This is a genomic window from Thermoanaerobacterium thermosaccharolyticum DSM 571, from assembly GCF_000145615.1.
In the GTDB taxonomy this organism is placed as follows: Bacteria; Bacillota; Thermoanaerobacteria; order Thermoanaerobacterales; family Thermoanaerobacteraceae; genus Thermoanaerobacterium; species Thermoanaerobacterium thermosaccharolyticum.
On sequence record NC_014410.1, the window covers coordinates 2,151,365 to 2,164,411 of the forward strand.

Genomic DNA, 13,047 nt, shown 5'->3' on the forward strand with positions numbered 1-13,047 from the left:
ATTAACCCCCAACAATATTAATTTATATTTTCCAAAGCCGCCGGCTTTCTTATATAATATGGCTTAAAATCAATATATGTGCTTAATTCGCCCCTTGCTATTTTTTCTAATGCTATCATCCCAATTGATGATGCCCTCGAGATATTGTTGACAGATGATGCAAAAAACACCTCTTTCGAAGATTCCCTGTTTAAGACATCTTTGTATGGAATTACGCCATCTCCTATGTATATAACATCATCGTTGTATTTATTTACAATGTCTGGCAGTGACTGCACTTCCTTTAATGTTACATCTGATAAAGATGTTAACTCAGCACCGCCTCTATATAAAGATGTATAGACATAACCTCTCAGTGCATCGACTACGGGACATATAATTCCTCTAAATTCCCTTACATTAAATGCAAGGCCATCAAGAGATGAAACTCCTACAATCGGAACATTCAGCGATTGTGCTAAACCTTTAGCAGTGGCAGCACCTATTCTAAGCCCTGTAAAAGATCCGGGACCTTCACATACAGCAATGTGAGTTATTTCTTCTTTTTTTATCTCAGCCATTTTTAAAAGCTCATCAATCATAGGCATCAATATTATAGAATGCCTTAAATGATTTATTGAAAATTCACCTATTACACCAGTCTCATCTACGAGTGCAGCCGTCGCTGTCTTTGACGATGAATCTATTGCAAGTACCTTCATCACTTCATCTCCTTAACTACTTCATCATATTTTTCGCCATTAGAGACAATCTCTATTGTTCTCTCATCGAAAGTATCACCCATATTCATGCGTATAAATATATTTTCTTTTGGGATAAGGGGCTTTATTTTTTCAGGCCATTCAATAACACATACGCCATCTCCATAAAAATATTCCTCATAACCTATATCGTATAATTCCGTATAATCATCTATCCTGTAGACATCAAAATGATACAGTGGAATATCTCCCAAATGCTCATTGACGATCATAAATGTAGGACTTGTCACATAATCGTCAATTCCCATTCCTTTAGCTATCCCTTTCGTTAAGACGGTCTTTCCCACACCTAATTCTCCAGAGATTAATACGATGCTGCCTCTTTTTAGTAAATTTCCTAATTTAAAACCTATCTTTTCAGTCTCAATAGGACTTTTTGTTTTAAATGACATTTTCATTAGTAACACCACCGTGAAATTTATACAATTATTATATACCAAGTATACCATAAAACAAACGCATAGTAAGTTAGTATTTGAGGTAAAAAAAATAACGGATTGGTTTCCGCTATTTTAAATACATTACATTTTAAGCATAGGTGACAATTTCTTGTAAATTAGAAATGTTAAAATAGATATTACAAATCCCTTTAATATGTTGAATGGGAAAATTCCATACGCAATCAATGTTTTTAAATCGATGATATGGCTATTTACTGCCTTTCCCATTCCTACTATGGCGCTTAATGGCCACCCCATTATCTTCTGGTATAACGGCAAAAATACGTAGTAGTTTAAGACCGATCCTGCGATAGCCATTGCAATAGTGCCAATAACCATTGCAATCACTGCTGATTTCTTTGATTTGCTCCTCATGTATATTATACCTACCGTGTAGACGTAAATCGATTCAACCACAAAATTTGCTACTTCTCCAATACCGGCAGACTGGCTTACAGGCAAGTGTATCACATTTTTCACAATCTCAACAAAAATCCCGTAAACAGGGCCTAACGCAAATGATGCTAGTAATGGCGGTATATCGCTAAAATCAAATTTTAAAAAGCTAGGAAATAACGGCAGCTGAAACTCCAGGTACATAAGCACAAATGCTATCGCAGAAAGCAGTCCCACAGTTACAATCACTTTCGTCCTGCTATGCTCCATAAATTACACCTCCATAATCAAAAATCCTGAAGAAATTATCTTCAGGACCACAACAACAAAAATAAATCTTCTTCCATCCAGACTTTACTGTCGGCCTTGGAATCTCACCAAGTCCACCGCATATGCGGGTCGCGGGCTCGCTTACGCTTACCGCCGGTCGGGAATTTCACCCTGCCCTGAAGATATTCTTCACAACTTATTAACTTCTACATAATATAATGTCACAAATATATCAATTTGTCAAGAAACTTTTTAGTCTTTAGCTGTTTTCTCTACGATAACAGTACCTGTCTTTCCACATAAAGCATCATATGCTTTTTCAAGAGATGTTATTATTGCACGCCTTCCATGCTTTGAATTTGCAAACCTTATTGCAGCCTTAACCTTTGGCAACATGCTGCCTGGTGCAAAATGGCCTTCTTCCAAATACCTTTGTGCTTCATCACTTGAAATTACATCCAGTGCTTTTTCATCTGGTTTTTTATAATTGATGTACACTTTTTCCACAGCTGTCAAAATCAAAAGGATATCTGCATCTAAATCCTCTGCAAGCTTCTCAGACGCAAGGTCCTTATCTATGACGGCAGCGACACCTTTCAAACTTCCATTTTCTTTTACAACAGGTATTCCTCCTCCACCTGCTGTTATGACTACAACACCATTATTTTCAAGCAACTTAATTGTACTTAATTCAACTATTTCCTTTGGCTCAGGAGATGCTACAACTCGCCTGTATCCTCTGCCGCTGTCCTCCACCATTTCATATCCTTTATTTTTTATAAGCATCTCTGCTTCTTCCTTTGAATAAAAAGGCCCAATTGGTTTTGTTGGATGCAAAAATGCAGGATCATCTTTATCAACAACTACTTGTGTCACTATTGTCGCAGCATCTTTATCTATGTTTCTCTCCTTAAAAACTTCGCCTAAACACTGCTGTATCATATAGCCTATCATACCTTGGCTTTCCGCACCGCATATGTCAAAAGGCATCGCAGGTATTATGTTAGAGGCCGTCTCATTTTGTATGACTATATTGCCAACCTGTGGGCCATTGCCATGTGTCACAATCACAGAATATCCTTCTTCTATAATATCTGCAATATATGAAGCTGTCTTTCTTATCGCATTTAATTGAGATTCTGCGGTGGGCACCATATCTTTATCTTGCAGTGCATTTCCCCCAAGCGCTATAACTACTTTTCCCTTCATCGTATCCTCCTACTTAAGCAAATAATAACATTTTACATTATATCATTTTATTCAGAATTTGAATAGTAGGTGAAAATTAAGCCAAGGCATGTAAATTTACCTTGGCTTGATTACTATAAAATTGTTGCAATCATGACAGCTTTTATGGTGTGTTTCCTATTTTCTGCCTCATCCCAAACTCTCGATTGCTTTCCTTCTATTACTTCATAAGTTACTTCTTGCCCTTTTACTGCAGGCAAGCAGTGTAAAAATATCGTATCAGATCTTTTTGTCTTTTTCATCATCTCATCATTTACCTGAAATGGTCTTAAAAGCATTTCCCTTTCTTTTTGCTTAGACTCTTCTCCCATAGACGCCCATACATCTGTGTAAACTGCATGTGCACCTTCTAATCCTTCGCCAGGTACATCTGTTATCATAAAGCTCCCGCCATTTTCTTTTGCCATATCTTTGATTTCTTTTATGTATTCTTCTGATGGCCAAAGCTCTTTTGGTGAATTTATCACGTAATCCATACCCATTTTAGCACATCCAACCGCTAGCGTATTTGCCATGTTATTTCTCCCATCGCCTACAAATGCCAGTTTTGTGCCTTTTAAATAACCAAATTCTTCTTCTATCGTCATCAAATCTGCCAAAACTTGCGTAGGATGATATTCGTCAGTAAGCCCATTGTAAACAGGCACACCGGAATATTTTGCAAGTGCTTCTACAGTGCTTTGATTGAATCCTCTAAATTCTATTGCATCAAACATCCTGCCAAGAACTCTTGCAGTATCCTCTATCGATTCTTTTGCTCCGAGCTGTATATCATCTGTCGACAAAAAAACCGGGTGCCCACCTTCCTCGCCAAAAGCCGTCTCAAATGCACATCTAGTTCTGGTGGAGCGCTTTTCAAATATCAATGCAATAGTCTTTCCTAAAAATCTTTGATGAACTATCCCTGCTTTCCTCTCAGCCTTTACCTGTTTTGCTATATCAAGAAGATATCTTATCTCTTGTGGCGTATAATCTTTTAAAGTTAATAAACTTCTGCCTTTTAAATTAAATGCCATTTAATTTCCTCCTATCAACCGATAAAATATATAAATTATTATGCTTCATAGACTAATTGTCCATTTACAAATACATACTTTGTCTTTGTTTTTATCTCAATTGGGCTACCGTCAAATACAGCTATATCTGCATCTTTTCCCTTCTCAATACTTCCTACCCTGTCAGATATGCCTACTATTTTTGCTGGATTTATAGTAATTGCTTTCAGAGCTTCCATCTCATCCATTCCTTCTCTCACTGCAAGACCTGCGCAGATGGGAAGGTAATTTAAAGGAATAACTGGATGATCTGTCATAATAGCCACATCTAACCCGGCTTTTGATAAAATTCCCGGAGTTTTAAAAGTAAGGTTTGAAAGCTCAACTTTTGACCTTTCAGAAAGTGAAGGACCTACAATGACTTTTGCATTCTCCTTCACAAGATAATCCACTATAAGGTGCCCCTCAGTGCAATGGTCCAGCGTTATATCCACATTAAATTCTTTTGCTATCCTTAAAGCAGTGAATATGTCATCTGCTCTATGGGCATGGGCTTTTAATGGTATTTCCCTCTTTAATACTTTAGCCAAGACTTCAAGTCCAAGGTCCCTTGAGGGCCTTTTCTCATCATCGTCAGCGTACTTCTCCATATCCTCTATGTACTCTTGCGCTTTTATGAGCTCTTGCCTCAGCAGTGCGGCTATGCCCATTCTTGTCATAGGCATTTTATGCTGCTCATTGTACACAGATTTTGGATTCTCACCAAAAGCCACTTTAACCGCAATCGGTTCTTTTATGATCATGTCATCAATTCTTTTGCCATATGTCTTTATGGCTGCAAATTGACCTCCAATTACATTGGCACTGCCAGGACCTGTTACAGCCGTCGTTACACCTGCCTCATACGCTTCTTGAAAATATTTGTCCATAGGATTTATCCCATCTATTGCTCGCAATTGAGGAGTTATGGGATCCGTCTCCTCATTTCCATCTGCACCTTCAAAGCCAACAGCATTTTCCCACATTCCGAGATGGCAATGTGCATCTATCATGCCTGGCATCACTGTAAGACCTGAAACATCTATCACCTCAGCATCAAGCGGTGCTATTATTTCTTCTCCCACGTCCAAAATCTTTCCATCGTCTATAAGAACATCTGCTTTATCGTAATTTTTTCCTGCCATCGTCAAGACTTTGCCGCCCTTTAAAAGATACACCGTAAAACCCCCCTGTCTTAAAACTTATCATAATAAAAAAAAGAACCTAAAAGATATTATACTACACTGATAAAAATAGTAAACATCATTCATCAAAGTGATTCATCTTTTTCATTATCTTATCCTTATTAATAATGCCGATGACGAATAAAATCACTGCAATGACTGATATTACCGCTGAAACTATGTAATTTTTATGCTCAATATTTGCACCTATGTACGAGGAAATTACTATGCCAGGAAGTCGCGCTGCTGCCGTTATAAGAAAAAAATTTAAAAATTTCACCGGCGTCAATCCTGCGACGTATGACAAGGCATCCTTAGGGAGGCCTGGCAGTAAAAATACCAAAAAGAGTCCAAGCTCCCCTTTCTTGTTGTTTATTAAATAATCAAATTTTTTTAGCTTCTCGTCTGACAGCATTCCACGTACAAATTCATATCCCAATACCCTTGCTATTGTAAAACACAAAAGAGAACCGATAGTAATTCCAATCAGAGAATACAGCGAGCCCAAAAAAGTCCCGTAAAGGTACCCTCCAGCTATTTGAACAACTTCACCAGGTATTACAAATATTAAAACTTGTAATATCTGTACTGCGATAAAAATCAGAATACCTTTTGTGCCAAAGCCCAAAATCCATTTTTCAAACTTAGCAGGATCTTTTAATAGATAAGTCAACTCATCTCCATATCGAAACAGTACCCAAAAAAACAAAAATACAAATGCTACAATAAATAGGCCATTTATCACAAGCTTCTTTTTATTTCTCTTCACCTAATTTATCCTCCTAAAATCCACATATTACAATATTCAGTCATCTAGATCTCTGAATCTACTTTCATCATAAGGCATAGAAGACTTTACGCTAGATACCTTCATCTCAGGATAGCTTAAAGCTGTAAGAGAGCCTCCAAATACGCATCCTGTATCGATATTGACGGTGTTATTTAAAAATCTTGGCTCCTTTACAGGCGTATGGCCGTAGACAATCAGAGATGGGCCTCTATAGTTTTTCGCCCAATCAAGCCTCACAGGTGTGCCGTCAGGATTTTTTTCACCTGTTATGTCGCCGTACAGAACAAACCGCCTAACATTTTTTCCATAGTGTCCTATGTACTTTTCAGGTATTCCCGCATGTGCTACAATTAACTTTTTATTGTCCAAAATAAGGTACATAGGTGAATCCTCGTACAACTCTTTAAACTGTGAAACAATTCTTTTTCTATGTGAATCGCTTAAAGCATTTAGCTCTTCCACAGTAGTCTCAAGTCCATGTATGATTTTAACATTGTGCCCTAACAAATACCTGTAAAGCTTATTGCAGTGATTACCTGGCGTGTAAAGAGCTTTTCCTGCTTTAACATTTTTATACACCAATTCTATAACACCTATAGAGTCAGGCCCTCTATCTGTAATATCCCCCAGAAATACAAGTTTTCTATCATCTTTATGTACATATATTCCGTCTTTACACGTGTATCCCAAAATATCGATTAATTTTGTCAGTTCTTCATAACAACCGTGAACATCGCCAATAATATCATACGCCGTCAAATTAAAACCTCCATGATATTTAGATCACACCATATATTATTTCATAGAAAGAGATATTCTATTTCTATCTATGTCCACATCAATGACTCTTACCTTTACTATATCACCTACAGAAACGACATCTAAAGGATGTTTGATGTAATTTTGAGACATCTCTGATATGTGAACAAGGCCATCTGTATGAACGCCAATATCTACAAAACATCCAAAGTCAACAACATTTCTAACTGTACCCATTAATTCCATGCCCGGTTTCAGCTGCTCTATCGTCATCACATCTGACATAAGAATAGGCTTTGGAAGCTCTTCTCTAGGATCTCTTCCAGGCTTTTTTAATTCGCTTACGATGTCATTAAGTGTAGGAAGCCCTATGTCGTATTCTTGTGATAGCTTTTCAAGGCCATATTCCTCCAGTTTATATGCAAATTCCCTCAAAGCTTTTGTATCTAATTTATTAATATCATAATCAAATTTTTTGAGAAGATTCTCTAATATCTCATACCTTTCTGGATGAACACCTGTTGAGTCAAATATATTGTCACCGTTTAATATCCTTAAAAACCCTGCACACTGAGTAAAAGTTGCATCGCCAAGTCTCTTTACATTCTTTAATTCGTTTCTATTTCTAAACTGTCCCACTTCATTGCGGTATTCAACGATATTTTTAGCTATAGACGCATTTATGCCTGACACATACTTTAAAAGCGATACTGATGCCGTATTTAAATCGACACCTACGCTGTTCACGCAATCTTCAACAACGCCATTTAAAGCTTCTCCCAACATCTTCTGGTTTACATCGTGCTGATATTGGCCGACTCCAATAGACTTAGGATCGATTTTAACAAGCTCTGCTAATGGATCCTGCAGCCTACGAGCCATAGATATTGCACCTCTTAAACTTACATTGATGTCAGGAAATTCTTCTGTCCCAAGCTCTGATGCAGAATATACTGATGCACCAGCTTCATTTACTATGACATACTTTAAGTCCCTGTCAACTTCCTTAATAAGCTCTGCTATAAAAAGCTCACTTTCTCTGGAGGCTGTTCCATTGCCAAGTGAAATCAAACCGACATTGTACTTTTCTATCAAACCTTTTAATACCGCTTTTGCTCCATCTACGTCATTTTGTGGAGGCGTAGGATATACGGTAGCCGTATCAAGCAATTTTCCAGTCTCGTCTACGACTGCGATTTTACAACCTGTCCTGTAGGCAGGGTCAAACCCCATAACTACATAACCTTTAACAGGTGGCTGCAAAAGAAGGCTTTTCAAGTTCATCTTAAATACTTTTATAGCCTTATCCTCAGCTATTTCAGTGAGTTTATTTCTTATCTCCCTCTCAATAGATGGCTTAATAAGCCTTTTATATGAATCATTTATTGCATTAACATGATAATCTTTAAAAATTGAGTCATTAATAACATTTGACGCAACTATGTTATTTATTATTTTTTCATCATCTACATCTACTTTAACAGAAATATACTCTTCTCTTTCTGCCCTGTTTATAGCCAATATTCTGTGTGGAGGTATTTTCTTTATAGATTCCTTGTAGCTATAATACATCTCATATGGGGATTTTTCATCTTTTAATTTTTCCGTCACAAGAAGTCCATTATTCCATATATAGTCTCTTATGTACTTTCTTATCTCAGCATTGTCTGATATGTCTTCCGCTACTATGTCCATAGCACCTTGATACGCCTCTTCAAGAGTTAAAACACTATCGTTCAAAAACTTCACAGCGTAATCATCCGGGTTTCCTTCTCTTAAGTCACCATCAGCAATTAATTTTGCTAAACCTTCCAATCCTTTTTCTTTTGCAATAGTTGCTCTAGTCCTTCTCTTAGGTCTAAATGGTCTATAAATGTCATCTATTTCCTGCAGTGTTTTACTATTCTCAATCTTTTCTCTAATTTCGTCAGTAAGTTTTCCCTGCTCATCAATCAAGCGTATAGTATCTTCTTTCTTTTCTTCTAAATTTCTTAAATACGTAAGCCTTTCATAGAAGCTTCTCAAAACTTCATCTGATAGGCTTCCTGTTGCTTCTTTTCTGTATCGAGCAATAAATGGTATCGTGTTGCCTTCATCAATAAGCTTAATCGTATTTAAAACCTGAAAATCCTTCAGATTGAATTCCTGCTTTAATGTTAAAGCTATCCTATCCATAAAATCTTCCTTTCATTTATTAAACTTAAAGGCCATCCCAAGCTAAATGAATTTAAAATAAGGGATATCCGTTAGATATCCCTTAAGACACTTTCTGCTTTAGGTATGCATTGATAAATTCGTCAATATCCCCATCCATTACAGCGTTGACATTCCCTACCTCAAAATTTGTTCTGTGGTCTTTTACAAGCGTGTACGGCTGAAATACATACGACCTTATCTGATTTCCCCATCCTGCTTCCTTGTGTTCACCTTTTAAGTCTTCGATTTTTTCCTTTTGCTCTTTTATCATAAGGTCCATCAATTTAGCCTTCAGCATCTTCATAGCAGTCTCCCTGTTTTGCATCTGAGATCTCTCTGACTGACATTGAACGATAATGCCTGTCGGTATATGAGTTATCCTTATGGCTGATTCCGTCTTATTTACGTGCTGACCGCCTGCACCAGAGGACCTGTACGTGTCAATTTTTAGATCTTCAGGTCTAATATCAACTTTTATATCATCGTCTATTTCTGGCAAAACCTCAACTAATGCAAATGATGTATGTCGTCTTCCTGCTGCATCAAAAGGGGAAATCCTTACTAGCCTGTGTACACCAGCTTCGCCCTTAAGATACCCATAAGCAAATGCACCTTTTACCATTATAGTTACGCTTTTTACACCTGCATCATCACCAGGTAAATAGTCCACCGTTTCAACTTCATAATTTTTTGATGATGCCCACCTCATATACATGCGAAGCAACATTTCAGTCCAGTCTTGCGCTTCTGTTCCACCTGCACCGGCATGTATTGAAAGGATAGCGTTATTTCTATCGTAAGGTCCGCTTAAAAGCGTTTTTATCTTCATGTCATTTATCTTCTTGGAAAGCGACTTGTACTCTTCGTGAACTTCTTGGGAAAGGGATTCATCTCCTTCCTCAATCCCTAATTCTATCAGGGCATTAAGGTCTTCACATAGTTTTTCTATCGACTCATACTCTGATATGAGTTCCTTCAAATCTTTCAATTTTTTAGATAATTCTTGTGATTTTTGCAAATCATTCCAAAAGTCCGGCTCTGCCATCTTTTTATCTATTTCTGCTACTTCTCTTTTCAATCCTTCGATGTCAAAGAGAAGCCCCCATTTCTTTTATAGTGTCTATCAAATTTAAAACTTCTGTCTTATAATCTGCTAACACTGCTTCATCTCCTTATCATTGAAATTTTTTAAAGATTAGCGCCGCAGCATTTTTTGTACTTCTTTCCGCTGCCGCATGGACATGGATCATTTCTTCCAACTTTTTTCTTCTTAACGATTGGCTTCTTAGGTTCATCGTTGCCGCTTTGATTTGTCGCAACAGGTTTCGCCACCTGCTCTCTATGTGGCATATTGTCATTCCTTATTTCTATATGATACAGGAATTTTACTGTATCCTCCTGAATGGAGTTAACCAAATCCTCAAACATATCAAAGCCAATCTTCTTGTACTCAATTACAGGATCTACCTGACCGTAAGCTCTCAAACCTATACCTTGGCGGAGCTGGTCCATTTCATCGATGTGATCCATCCACCTTGTATCGACTACTTTTAAGAGGACGACTCTTTCGATTTCCCTCATCTGTGGACCTATTTGCTGCTCTTTCTTCTCATACTGCCTTACAGCTTCTTCATAGATTATATCTGTAAGCATCTCCTTATCAAGCCTTCCGTAGTCAACATCTATTACTACGCTGTCTTTTTCAAGGAATAAATCGTACAAATGGTTTAACAATCCATCTATATCCCATTCTTCTGGATATTTGCTTCCTGCTGTGTATATCTCCACATTTCTTTTTATAATATCTTTTACCATATCAAGGATGTACTGTCTTAAATCTTCGCCTTCTAATACTTTTCTTCTCTCTTTGTATATTATCTCCCTCTGCTTATTCATCACATCATCGTACTCAAGGACATTCTTTCTGACGTCGAAGTTTATGCCTTCAACTTTCTTCTGTGCCTGTTCTATCTGCTTAGTCAATATCTTGTGCTCAATTGGTTGGTCATCTTCTATACCTAGCGAATTCATCATATTTTTGATTCTCTCAGAGCCAAAAAGCCTCATAAGATCATCTTCAAGGGAAATATAAAATCTAGACTCACCAGGATCGCCTTGTCGTCCAGCACGTCCTCTTAACTGATTGTCTATCCTTCTGGATTCGTGCCTTTCAGTGCCTATTATATAAAGCCCGCCAAGCTTTACGACCTCTTCGTGCTCTTTTTCCGTCTCCTTCTTTATCTCATTTAAAAGCTCTTGGTATCTCTCTCTGGCCTTTATCAATTCTTCGCTGTTTAGAGGGCCATACCCTGATGCCTCAGATATAACATCCGGAGCATAGCCCTCTTCTACCATCTTCTTCTTGGCTAAAAATTCCGGATTACCACCTAAAATGATATCCGTACCACGTCCAGCCATATTTGTAGCAATGGTGACAGCACCTTTTCGTCCTGCCTGTGCAATTATCTCAGCTTCTTTTTCATGGTACTTGGCATTTAATACCTGATGCTTTATGCCCAGCTTTTTAAGCATATTGCTTAGCTTTTCTGACTTTTCTATAGTAATAGTGCCTACAAGCACAGGCTGACCTTTTTTGTGATGCTCAACTATATCATCAACAACCGCTTTAAATTTTGCTTCTTCTGTCTTATATATCACGTCAGGATGGTCTATTCGTATCATCTCTTTGTTTGTGGGGATTACAACAACATCAAGTCCGTATATCGCCCTAAATTCCTGCTCTTCCGTCTGAGCAGTACCAGTCATACCAGATAACTTGTCGTACATCCTGAAATAATTCTGAAATGTAATTGTAGCAAGAGTCTTGCTTTCTCTCTCTACTTTAACGCCTTCTTTTGCTTCTATTGCCTGATGCAACCCTTCGCTGTATCTTCTACCAAACATTAATCTTCCAGTAAACTCATCAACTATTATAACTTCTCCATCTTTTACAACATAGTCCTTGTCTCTCTTCATTATGGCATGTGCTTTCAATGCCTGATTTATATTGTGTGAAATTTCTATATTTTCAAGATCTGCTAAATTGGCCAAATTAAAAAATCTTTCAGCCTTTTCAATACCTTTTTCAGTCAAGCTTACTGCCCGTGCTTTTTCATCAATCGTATAATCTTCCTCATTTTTTAGCGTCCTTACAAAAGTATCTGCCCTTTTATAAAGGTCTGTTGATTTTTCTCCTACACCAGAAATAATAAGAGGTGTCCTAGCCTCATCTATCAATATGCTATCTACTTCGTCAACAATAGCGTAATTTAGATGCCTCTGCACCATCTCTTCTTTATAGATAACCATGTTGTCCCTTAAATAATCAAAGCCAAATTCATTATTTGTACCATACGTTATATCAGCAGCATAAGCCTTTTTTCTCTCTTCAGAGTCCATGTCGTGAAGAATCACACCAACGCTCATACCGAGGAATTCGTAGATCTTCCCCATCCAGTCTCTGTCTCTTTTTGCAAGGTAGTCATTGACTGTAACAATGTGAACCCCTTTCCCTTCAAGGGCATTTAAATAAGCAGGTAATGTCGCAACAAGCGTTTTTCCTTCGCCTGTCTTCATCTCTGCTATCCTGCCTTGATGCAATACTATACCGCCTATTATCTGAACCCTAAAATGTTTCATCTTTAGAGTTCTCCAAGCTGCTTCTCTTACAACTGCAAATGCCTCTGGCAATATATCATCAAGTGTTTCACCATTTTTCAGTCTATCCTTAAATTCCTGTGTTTTTCCTCTTAATTCATCATCAGAAAGCTTTGACATCTCTTCCTCATATGACAAAACCTCATCTGCTATCGGTTCGATCCTCTTTACTTCTCTCTCACTGTAACTGCCAAATATCTTCTCTAAAACTCCTAACATCTAATCACCTTCTCAAGGTTATTCTCATTCAAGTATATATTATAACATTTTGACGGATATATATCAACAAAATGAATTTTGATTTAAAATACC

The 13,047-nt window shown here is 37.5% G+C and carries 11 protein-coding genes and 1 riboswitch; all 11 genes read right to left on the minus strand.

Going from position 1 to position 13,047, the window contains the following annotated elements; translation table 11 throughout:
* Positions 1 to 17: 17 nt before the first annotated feature.
* Entirely contained in the window at positions 18 to 701 is a 684-nt protein-coding gene (tsaB, locus tag TTHE_RS10755) for a tRNA (adenosine(37)-N6)-threonylcarbamoyltransferase complex dimerization subunit type 1 TsaB (protein ID WP_013298598.1), read from the minus strand.
* A complete protein-coding gene (tsaE, locus tag TTHE_RS10760; RefSeq protein ID WP_013298599.1) occupies positions 701 to 1,159 on the minus strand; it encodes a tRNA (adenosine(37)-N6)-threonylcarbamoyltransferase complex ATPase subunit type 1 TsaE in 459 nt (152 codons plus the stop codon). The genes tsaB and tsaE overlap by 1 nt, the downstream gene beginning before the upstream one ends.
* A 123-nt stretch (positions 1,160 to 1,282) precedes the next feature.
* Complete coding sequence (locus TTHE_RS10765) at positions 1,283 to 1,867, minus strand: ECF transporter S component (protein ID WP_013298600.1); 585 nt, start codon at positions 1,865 to 1,867, stop codon at positions 1,283 to 1,285.
* 61 nt (positions 1,868 to 1,928) lie between these two features.
* A riboswitch (FMN riboswitch) is annotated at positions 1,929 to 2,055 on the minus strand.
* Between the two features lie 64 nt (positions 2,056 to 2,119).
* A complete protein-coding gene (gene arcC, locus TTHE_RS10770; protein WP_013298601.1) occupies positions 2,120 to 3,076 on the minus strand; it encodes a carbamate kinase in 957 nt (318 codons plus the stop codon).
* A 113-nt stretch (positions 3,077 to 3,189) separates the two neighbouring features.
* The gene (argF, locus tag TTHE_RS10775; RefSeq protein ID WP_013298602.1) at positions 3,190 to 4,131 is read right to left on the minus strand and encodes an ornithine carbamoyltransferase; all 942 of its coding nucleotides are present in this window, start codon (positions 4,129 to 4,131) and stop codon (positions 3,190 to 3,192) included.
* 38 nt (positions 4,132 to 4,169) lie between these two features.
* Positions 4,170 to 5,327, minus strand: a complete 1,158-nt coding sequence (locus tag TTHE_RS10780) for an amidohydrolase (RefSeq protein WP_013298603.1) — start codon at positions 5,325 to 5,327, stop codon at positions 4,170 to 4,172.
* An 85-nt stretch (positions 5,328 to 5,412) separates the two neighbouring features.
* On the minus strand, positions 5,413 to 6,102 hold the full coding sequence (locus tag TTHE_RS10785) for a TVP38/TMEM64 family protein (protein WP_013298604.1): 690 nt from the start codon (positions 6,100 to 6,102) through the stop codon (positions 5,413 to 5,415).
* 36 nt (positions 6,103 to 6,138) lie between these two features.
* Positions 6,139 to 6,882: a bis(5'-nucleosyl)-tetraphosphatase PrpE gene (prpE, locus tag TTHE_RS10790; protein ID WP_013298605.1), complete on the minus strand. Its 744-nt coding sequence runs from the start codon at positions 6,880 to 6,882 to the stop codon at positions 6,139 to 6,141.
* 36 nt (positions 6,883 to 6,918) lie between these two features.
* Positions 6,919 to 9,057: a Tex family protein gene (locus TTHE_RS10795; RefSeq protein WP_013298606.1), complete on the minus strand. Its 2,139-nt coding sequence runs from the start codon at positions 9,055 to 9,057 to the stop codon at positions 6,919 to 6,921.
* 82 nt (positions 9,058 to 9,139) lie between these two features.
* A protein-coding gene (prfB, locus tag TTHE_RS10800; RefSeq protein ID WP_013298607.1) for a peptide chain release factor 2 occupies positions 9,140 to 10,238 on the minus strand; the annotation gives its coding sequence in 2 pieces (ribosomal slippage) (positions 9,140 to 10,168 and positions 10,170 to 10,238; 1,098 coding nt in all).
* Positions 10,239 to 10,266: 28 nt separating this feature from the next.
* Complete coding sequence (gene secA / locus TTHE_RS10805; protein WP_013298608.1) at positions 10,267 to 12,954, minus strand: preprotein translocase subunit SecA; 2,688 nt, start codon at positions 12,952 to 12,954, stop codon at positions 10,267 to 10,269.
* Positions 12,955 to 13,047 lie beyond the last annotated feature (93 nt).

Excerpts from the sequence above, each read along its gene's own strand:
- tsaB (WP_013298598.1), bottom strand. The coding sequence starts at position 701 with ATGAAGGTACTTGCAATAGATTCATCGTCAAAGACAGCGACGGCTGCA.
- tsaE (WP_013298599.1), bottom strand. The coding sequence starts at position 1,159 with ATGAAAATGTCATTTAAAACAAAAAGTCCTATTGAGACTGAAAAGATA.
- TTHE_RS10765 (WP_013298600.1), bottom strand. The coding sequence starts at position 1,867 with ATGGAGCATAGCAGGACGAAAGTGATTGTAACTGTGGGACTGCTTTCT.
- arcC (WP_013298601.1), bottom strand. The coding sequence starts at position 3,076 with ATGAAGGGAAAAGTAGTTATAGCGCTTGGGGGAAATGCACTGCAAGAT.
- argF (WP_013298602.1), bottom strand. The coding sequence starts at position 4,131 with ATGGCATTTAATTTAAAAGGCAGAAGTTTATTAACTTTAAAAGATTAT.
- TTHE_RS10795 (WP_013298606.1), bottom strand. The coding sequence starts at position 9,057 with ATGGATAGGATAGCTTTAACATTAAAGCAGGAATTCAATCTGAAGGAT.
- secA (WP_013298608.1), bottom strand. The coding sequence starts at position 12,954 with ATGTTAGGAGTTTTAGAGAAGATATTTGGCAGTTACAGTGAGAGAGAA.